Source organism: Clostridium sp. N3C (assembly GCF_900095445.1).
Classification (GTDB): Bacteria; Bacillota; Clostridia; order Clostridiales; family Clostridiaceae; genus Clostridium_AU.
On record NZ_FMJL01000079.1, the window covers coordinates 1 to 6,790 of the forward strand.

The window sequence follows — 6,790 nt, forward strand, 5'->3', positions numbered from 1 at the left end:
ATAACAAAGATGGGGGGGAGACTATGAAACTTAATTTAAAAATGATGATGTTGACATCTATGTTTACAGCTTTAATTGCCATAGGAGCTTTTATAAAAATTCCTCTTGGTCCCTTTTTTCCAGCTATAACATTGCAAGTTTTCTTTGTAGTTTTATCACCTTTGATTTTGGGAAAGTATTATGGAGCCTTATGTTCAATTATATACCTATTACTAGGTTTAATAGGTGTTCCGGTATTTGCTAATGGCGGTGGTATAGGTTATGTTATACAACCTTCCTTTGGATACCTTTTAGGATTTATTCCAGCAACCTTTGCTATAGGGTATCTATCAGAAAAGTTTAAAAAGAAGAGTTTTGTTACTTTCTTGATATGTTGCGGCGTAGGTATTCTAATAGATTATATAATCGGAGTACCTTATTTGTATTGTATACTAAAGTTTTTATTACATAAAAATATAAATATTACGGACATAGTAAAAAACGGCTTCTTAATATTTGTACCAGGAGATTTAGTGAAATGTATAATAGCTTCTATGTTGGCAGTTAGAATAATACCGCAGATGAAAAATATTAAAGCTGATAGCTTTCTTTAGCTATCAGCTTTAAATATAGCTATTTTCACATCTTAAAGAAACTTCTCCTGAGATTACCTCTCTTAATGTAGCTCCATCCTGAACAATTAGATGACCATTATTACTAATATCTTTAACCTTAACCTTAGTGCTCTTTCTACCTTCCATAAGAAGCACTTCTTTATTTATTACAGCAGAATATTTACGACAAATGTACAGTGAATCTTCTATAGAGCCAGTATTGATGAAAGCATCATATAAAGACTCAAAATGATTTAAAAGAGAAGCTAATATGATTTTTCTGCTAAAATCTTTTTTAGCTAATATTTTAAGAGAAGAGGCTTTATCTTTTAGATCCATAGGTATATCTGATAAATCTACATTAACATTTATACCTATACCGATAATTAGACTATGGATCTTGTTCAATTCTCCGTTCATTTCTGTTAGTATTCCGCAAATTTTCTTACCTTCTACTACTATGTCATTAGGCCATTTTATCAAAGTTGAAAGACCGTTTTCCAAGAGGGCAGAATGTACAGCTGCTGCTCCTATAATTGTCACCTTGTAGGCCTCCATAGGAGGAATTTCAGGCTTTAATATTATAGACATCCAAATCCCCTTACCATAGGGGGATATCCAATCTCTTCCTAAACGGCCTCTACCAGAACTTTGCTCCTCACTTATGATTACAGTGCCATTAGGGCAGCCATTGTTAGCTAATTCTTTAGCCTTTAAATTAGTGGAGTTTATGCTTTGAAAATGAAATATATTTTTACCTATGTACTGGGTTTTTAATAGAGGTTGGATCTCAGCAGAGCTTAGTATATCTGGTCTATTCAGTAGAAGATAACCTTTCTTAGTGGAGGATTCAATTTTGTAGCCTTCAAGTTTTAAGGCATTAATATATTTCCATACAGCAGCTCGGCTTATACCTAAAGATGCGCTGATACTTTCACCGGAAATATATTCATCCTCTGATAAGAGATTAAGTATTTTATCTTTCATAATCCTATCCTTTCAAGAAAATATTTATAAATTATTTTGCTCTATACCATAAATATTATATCAATGGATAAAAATAATCAAATAAAAAGACCAGAGCTTTATGCTCTTGGTCTGTCTATTTATTGTGAGAAAGTTTTGAACGCTTTGTAAATTTGCTGCCATTTTCATGAGAACCAATTTTTTCACCGTTAATTATACCTATATCGGAACCATCCCTTGGGAACATTTTTCTTAATTCTGCATTGCTTTTTTCGTGAGTCTTCATTAAATTCTTGTTATTATCCATGGTTTCCTTTCACCTTCCATCTAATGATTTATATGTGGTGACCTGATGATTTTGAACTTATTAAGCTTTCTTGTTGATATTAATATAACCGCTATCTTATAAAAATATTCAAAAGCTTAATAGTCTACAAGGTTTTTGTAAATAGGAAGCTTCTTGAGAGCTTTAAGTAAGTAGTTAGCAGTTAAAGCTACAAAGATTCCAGTGCCAACACCGGCCAGGGTTAATGCAGGTAGATATAAAACAATGTTTATATTTTCTATAATAATGGAAGAAGCAATAATTTGACCAACATTATGGAAGAAGGCGCCTGAAACGCTAACACCTATAAGGCTTACATTATCTTTACCTAAAGACTTAGTTAACTGCATAGCTAGCAGACTTAATATACCACCAGCTAAACTGTACATTATACCGGAAGGATTAGGAGCAAGCAATGTATTTAGTAATATTCTTGAAATTAACACCACAAAAGTATCTTTGAATCCTATCATATATAATGCTGTCACTGTTATTATATTTGATAAGCCTAATTTGGCTCCAGGGGTAATAAAAATTACTGGAAGCATACCTTCAAAGATATGTAATATTAATGCTTGAGCTACCAATACTGAAATAAAAGCAAGTTTTTGTATTTTCTTCATAAATCCACTTCCTTTAGTAAACATCTATTTCATCAGTTTTGTTTTCTACACCTTCAATTTCTACGGTGAGTTTATGAGGCAAACATACCAAAGGTTTACCTGGACTTGATATAGAACCGCTTCTAACACAAAGTTTATCAGGACAATTGGCGTCTTCTATATGAACCTTACCATTTTCAACAGAAATTAAATTATAGTTTCCATTTATATTTACAGGAATTGAGCTATTAGTATTTAAAGGAATGGTTTTGTATTCTGCTCCGTTAACCTTAATTACAACTAAAGCTTTACTATAATCTTTAGCAAAAACAAAAGGAATGGCTACTGAAATTATGGTTATCAAAGCTAATATAGCAAATATAACATAATCATATTTTTTTAGTTTCATAATAACTCCTCCTATGAGTTATGGATAATAAAGATAATAATAATTCTACTTTAATTAGACATAAAAGTCTATGTAAAAATAGTACCTTTTATAATTAATTTTAATACGAATAAAAAATTAAAAATAGAAAGTCAGTAATAGGAATAAATTAATAGTTTATTAACAAATTAAATCTATGGATAACTATAAAATATGTATTATAATAAAAAAGTTAATAAAATAATTGATTTTTTTGTAACAAAATGTTGTTATTTGCGTATATATTATGTGGTTATTAAATGGAGGGATGGGTATGAGAGCTATTAATGAAAAGTCAGGAAAAAAAGTTAAAAGAAAAAGCAAGTTGAGCAGAACTCAGAAGATAGTTTTAGGAATAGGTATTTTTTTTATAGCTATGGCTTTAGCAGCAACGGGATTATACTTACATGTATATAATAAAATATATGTTTCAAATGATGACAGTACTTATGGAGATAACGTGGATTATAGCAATTTAGAGTTAGAAGAGCCATTATATAAGGAAGTGAAAGGAATAACTAATATTTTACTTATAGGTATAGATGCAAGGGAATCTAATGAGGCCTCTAGGTCTGACGCTATGATAATACTTACTATAGATAGTAATAATGAAAAAGTTAAATTGACATCTATTATGAGAGATTCTTATGTAGATATACCAACATATAAAACAGCAAAAATTAATGCAGCCTTTGCTAAAGGCGGACCACAATTGCTAATGAAAACTATTGAAGCTAATTTTAGATTAAAACTAGAGAAATATATAATTGTTGATTTTCATGGTTTTGAAGATATAGTTGATGCCGTTGAAGGTATAGAGGTTGATGTTTCAGAATCTGAACGTAAGGAGCTCAATAAATATATCGGAGAAACTAGAGAAGTAAAATCACCAGCATTAACCAAGTCTGGCTATCAAAAACTTGATGGCCAACAGGCTTTAGCTTATGCAAGAATTAGGTATAACGACTCTGATTATCGTAGGACAGAAAGGCAAAGAGAGGTTTTATCTATATTAGCTAACAAACTTTTAAAAACTAGTGTAGTAAATTACCCAAAGGTTATGAATTCTATTTTAGATTGTGTAACTACTAACATAAAACCGGAAATGCTTTTAAATTACGCTTACACTGTATCAAAGTTTGATAATATGAAAATTGAACAGCTGCAAATACCTATGACAGAATTAAGTTGGGGAGGTTATTATAAGGGTGAGTGGCTTCTACTATTAGATAAGGATCAAAATGCTACTGTAATGAATGATTTTATATTTACAGACAAAGAGCCTAATGTTGATGAGTTAGATATGGATGCTTTTAATGCTGTTATTGAGGGATATTTAGGTAGAAGCGTGGTTAACAAAAATACATCAAAGTCATCTACAAGTAAAAGTAGCAGTAAATCAGTAAACACTACTACAACTAATAAGAATAGTACAACTTCTAGTACATCAAACACTAGTAATAATTCAAAAAAATATGATAGCTCTGTGGATAAAGCTGGTACTTCTATAAATACCAAAAATGAAAATACTTATAATAATAGTACAGCTACAGGAGGAAATGGCACTACTAGCATTAAAGAAAAAGATAATACTACTATAGGAAGTGAAGCAGTAAATCCAAATAGTCAATCTTCAACAACGGAAAGCAGTAATGAATCTAGTAATATGCAAAGTGAAGCAAATAGGGAAAAAGAGCAAATAGAAAATAAAGATGGTGGACAAGTACCCCTAAGCTAAAGGTCAAAAAGTAATATGAATAATTTACTTAGTTATGAAATAACCACTATTGCTATGATGGTATGAAAAATTATATAAGACAAAGAATAATAAGGAGCCTAAAGCTCCTTATTATTCTTTAAAGGGGAAATAGAATATGGGAAAAGATTACTTTGAAGAAATATCAATACACTTATTGGAAGATCAAAAGCCTTCGGAATATTTATATGCTATTTCTAAAGAAAGTGACTTTAAAGAATATCCATTTTATATGCTTTATGCACTAAAGGATACGCCACAAAATTTAGTGCATCATCCTGAAGGAAGTGTATGGAATCATACGATGATGGTGGTGGATGAAGGAGCTAAGAGACGAGATAAGAGTAGGAATCCTAAAGTTTTTATGTGGGCTGCTCTGTTACATGACATAGGAAAAGCACCTACCACTAAATTAAGAAAAGGAAGGATTACTTCTTATGATCACGATAAGGTTGGAAAGGAGTTAGCAGAAAAATTTCTAAAGGAATTTACTTCTGATGAGTTTTTTATTAGAGAAGTATCTGCTATAGTAAGATGGCATATGCAACCTTTATTTATTGTTAAGAATCTTCCCTTTTCAGATATTAGGGGAATGCTTTCTGAAGTGGATTTAGATGAAATATCTTTATTTTCCTTATGTGACCGCTTAGGTAGAGGAAATATGTCTCGTGAAAAAGCTGAAGAAGAGAGAAAAAATATTGAACTTTTTACTAATAAGTGTAGGGAATATTTAGCTAGTAAAAATTAAAAAAGTCAGTAGTAAATTACTACTGACTGCATTGGTGGAGATAAGGGGATTCGAACCCCTGGCCTTCTGAATGCCATTCAGACGCGATCCCAACTTCGCCATATCCCCAAGAACAATAAATATTCTACTATGTTATTTTTAAAAATGCAAGGGATAATTGTAAAGAATAAATTACAAATATGTAAATTTGATATTTATAACTACAAGTGGTAATATTAGCTTGTCTGTATAAACTTTTGGAGGTGTATTTTTTGAAAAAGTATTGGGAAATGTTTGTTTCTTTTTTTAAGATAGGTGCTTTTACTTTAGGTGGCGGCTATGCTATGATAGCTCTTATTCAAAATGAAGTAGTAAATAATAAGAAGTGGGTGGACAAGGAAGAGTTTGTGGATATGCTAGCCTTGGCACAATCATCACCGGGGCCTTTAGCAGTAAATACAGCTGTTTTTGTAGGCTATAAAACTGCAGGAATTGGGGGAAGTATAGCTACTACTTTAGGGACAGTTATGCCTTCATTCATAATAATTTTGCTAGTGGCCTTGTTTTTTGTTGGAATAAAAGATAATCCTATAGTAGAGAGTATATTTAAGGGACTAAGGCCAGCGGTAGTTGCTCTCATAGCATCCCCCATTTACTCTATGGCTAAAAATGCGAAGATTAATAGAAAAAATGTGATCATTCCAATCTTAGCTGCAGTATTAGTTGCCTTTGTGGACATATCACCTATATATGTAATTTTATTAGCAGCAGTAGGAGGAATAGTATATTATTCAAGAAAGGGAAGGAAGTCATGATGATATATTTAAAATTATTGATTTCATTTTTTAAGATTGGTTTATTTAGTTTTGGTGGCGGTTATGCTATGCTTCCCATGATAGAAAGAGAAGTAGTGGATTTAAATGGTTGGATTACTCAAAAAGAGTTTATAGATATCGTGGCTATTTCTCAATCTACACCAGGACCTATATCCATTAACTCGGCCACATACATAGGCTATAAGACTGCAGGTGTATTAGGGTCTACCATGGCAACTCTAGGTACAGTATTACCTTCCTTTATTATTATGCTAATAATATGTAAGTTCTTCTTGAAGTTTAAGGGCAATGAATATTTAGAATCCGCACTTTCTGGATTAAGGCCAGTGGTAATTGGATTAATTGCTGCTGCAGCCATATCATTAATAGGTGAATCCTTTATAGATTATAAAAGTATAATAATTTTTGCAGTGGTTTTTATTGCTACCTTTAAGTTTAAGGTTGATCCTATTATAATGATTGTAGTTTCTGGAATTGCAGGGGTATTGCTATACTAGATAAGGTACTGTAAAAAGTTTATGAAAAACTAGCTTCAAAACTACCAACAAACTGAAGTTA

General features: G+C 31.5%; 9 protein-coding genes and 1 tRNA gene. 5 read left to right on the plus strand and 5 right to left on the minus strand.

Annotation, left to right across the window (positions count from 1 at the left end; all coding sequences use genetic code 11):
• The first annotated feature begins 23 nt into the window (after positions 1-23).
• Positions 24-593 carry a biotin transporter BioY gene (locus tag N3C_RS14135; RefSeq protein WP_074366657.1) on the plus strand — a complete coding sequence of 190 codons (570 nt, stop codon included), beginning with the start codon at positions 24-26 and terminating at the stop codon, positions 591-593.
• Between the two features lie 9 nt (positions 594-602).
• Here the strand turns inward: N3C_RS14135 and N3C_RS14140 are convergent, their stop codons facing one another.
• The 4 genes from N3C_RS14140 to N3C_RS14150 all read right to left on the minus strand — a co-directional run bounded on the left by N3C_RS14140 (position 603) and on the right by N3C_RS14150 (position 2,895).
• Positions 603-1,580 carry a biotin--[acetyl-CoA-carboxylase] ligase gene (locus N3C_RS14140; RefSeq protein ID WP_074366653.1) on the minus strand — a complete coding sequence of 326 codons (978 nt, stop codon included), beginning with the start codon at positions 1,578-1,580 and terminating at the stop codon, positions 603-605.
• 115 nt (positions 1,581-1,695) lie between these two features.
• Positions 1,696-1,866: a hypothetical protein gene (locus tag N3C_RS15180; protein ID WP_178377845.1), complete on the minus strand. Its 171-nt coding sequence runs from the start codon at positions 1,864-1,866 to the stop codon at positions 1,696-1,698.
• A 116-nt stretch (positions 1,867-1,982) separates the two neighbouring features.
• Positions 1,983-2,507 (minus strand): Gx transporter family protein, encoded by a 525-nt coding sequence (locus tag N3C_RS14145; protein WP_074366658.1) that lies wholly within the window; start codon positions 2,505-2,507, stop codon positions 1,983-1,985.
• Between the two features lie 13 nt (positions 2,508-2,520).
• The gene (locus N3C_RS14150) at positions 2,521-2,895 is read right to left on the minus strand and encodes a NusG domain II-containing protein (protein ID WP_074366654.1); all 375 of its coding nucleotides are present in this window, start codon (positions 2,893-2,895) and stop codon (positions 2,521-2,523) included.
• A 292-nt stretch (positions 2,896-3,187) separates the two neighbouring features.
• Between N3C_RS14150 and N3C_RS14155 the strand changes: the two genes are divergently transcribed.
• Positions 3,188-4,651 carry an LCP family protein gene (locus tag N3C_RS14155; RefSeq protein ID WP_074366655.1) on the plus strand — a complete coding sequence of 488 codons (1,464 nt, stop codon included), beginning with the start codon at positions 3,188-3,190 and terminating at the stop codon, positions 4,649-4,651.
• Between the two features lie 136 nt (positions 4,652-4,787).
• Complete coding sequence (locus tag N3C_RS14160; protein ID WP_074366656.1) at positions 4,788-5,417, plus strand: HDIG domain-containing metalloprotein; 630 nt, start codon at positions 4,788-4,790, stop codon at positions 5,415-5,417.
• 32 nt (positions 5,418-5,449) lie between these two features.
• Here the strand turns inward: N3C_RS14160 and N3C_RS14165 are convergent.
• Positions 5,450-5,525: transfer RNA gene (locus N3C_RS14165), tRNA-Ala, on the minus strand.
• Positions 5,526-5,668: 143 nt separating this feature from the next.
• Between N3C_RS14165 and N3C_RS14170 the strand changes: the two genes are divergently transcribed.
• Both N3C_RS14170 and N3C_RS14175 read left to right on the plus strand, forming a co-directional pair.
• Complete coding sequence (locus N3C_RS14170) at positions 5,669-6,211, plus strand: chromate transporter (protein WP_207648630.1); 543 nt, start codon at positions 5,669-5,671, stop codon at positions 6,209-6,211.
• Positions 6,208-6,729, plus strand: a complete 522-nt coding sequence (locus N3C_RS14175; RefSeq protein ID WP_207648631.1) for a chromate transporter — start codon at positions 6,208-6,210, stop codon at positions 6,727-6,729. Before N3C_RS14170 ends, N3C_RS14175 begins: the two co-directional genes overlap by 4 nt.
• The last annotated feature ends 61 nt before the right edge of the window (positions 6,730-6,790 follow it).

Coding starts and splice junctions, on each gene's coding strand:
- N3C_RS14135 (WP_074366657.1), top strand. CDS start 24: ATGAAACTTAATTTAAAAATGATGATGTTGACATCTATGTTTACAGCT.
- N3C_RS14140 (WP_074366653.1), bottom strand. CDS start 1,580: ATGAAAGATAAAATACTTAATCTCTTATCAGAGGATGAATATATTTCC.
- N3C_RS15180 (WP_178377845.1), bottom strand. CDS start 1,866: ATGGATAATAACAAGAATTTAATGAAGACTCACGAAAAAAGCAATGCA.
- N3C_RS14145 (WP_074366658.1), bottom strand. CDS start 2,507: ATGAAGAAAATACAAAAACTTGCTTTTATTTCAGTATTGGTAGCTCAA.
- N3C_RS14150 (WP_074366654.1), bottom strand. CDS start 2,895: ATGAAACTAAAAAAATATGATTATGTTATATTTGCTATATTAGCTTTG.
- N3C_RS14155 (WP_074366655.1), top strand. CDS start 3,188: ATGAGAGCTATTAATGAAAAGTCAGGAAAAAAAGTTAAAAGAAAAAGC.
- N3C_RS14160 (WP_074366656.1), top strand. CDS start 4,788: ATGGGAAAAGATTACTTTGAAGAAATATCAATACACTTATTGGAAGAT.
- N3C_RS14175 (WP_207648631.1), top strand. CDS start 6,208: ATGATGATATATTTAAAATTATTGATTTCATTTTTTAAGATTGGTTTA.